1 pseudogene is annotated in these 530 nt (G+C 61.1%); it reads left to right on the top strand.

Annotated features, from left to right (window positions below):
• A pseudogene (locus AC07FD_RS39540) lies at nt 1-530 on the top strand (shikimate kinase); the annotation flags it as partial.

Here is a 530-nt window from a genome sequence, read left to right as displayed (position 1 = left end):
GAACTGGCGGCCAACGATCCGACCTTTTTTGCCAAAGGCATTCTGATCGTTGTCCCGGATAAGATGTGGCCGGCCGCCTACGCCGACCGTGGGCTGGTGATGTCTGCCGAGGACGTCAAATGCCATGCGAGCTGGACCTCGAGCAAGGACCGCGTCAAGGTGGACACGCCGCTCGACTGCCTCGGCATCCTGCAGGCGACCGAGGTGTTTGCCCCGGGCTCGTTGGTGGCTGTCCCGACCGGTGAGCAGAAAAAACTTGACGGCGACTTCGACGGCGACACCGTCATCATCCTCGGCGACCGGCCGCAGCTTTATGAGCATTTGCGCGCGTTCGATCACCGGGAGCAAGCTCTGGGACTTCCGTCGCTGAAGCCGCCAAAGTCCCATACCCCGGCGCTTGAGGGCGACGATTACCAGTTCAGTCGCGCCCGCCAGATCCTCTCTGCCACGCAGAATGTTCTGGAAACTTATACCTGCCTGCAGCGAAGCTTTCTGGCTCAATCCCATGAAGCACGACGCTGGTTTGCCGA

The sequence above is a fragment of the Mesorhizobium waitakense genome, from assembly GCF_056431085.1.
This window is presented reverse-complemented; position numbering and strand designations above follow the sequence as displayed.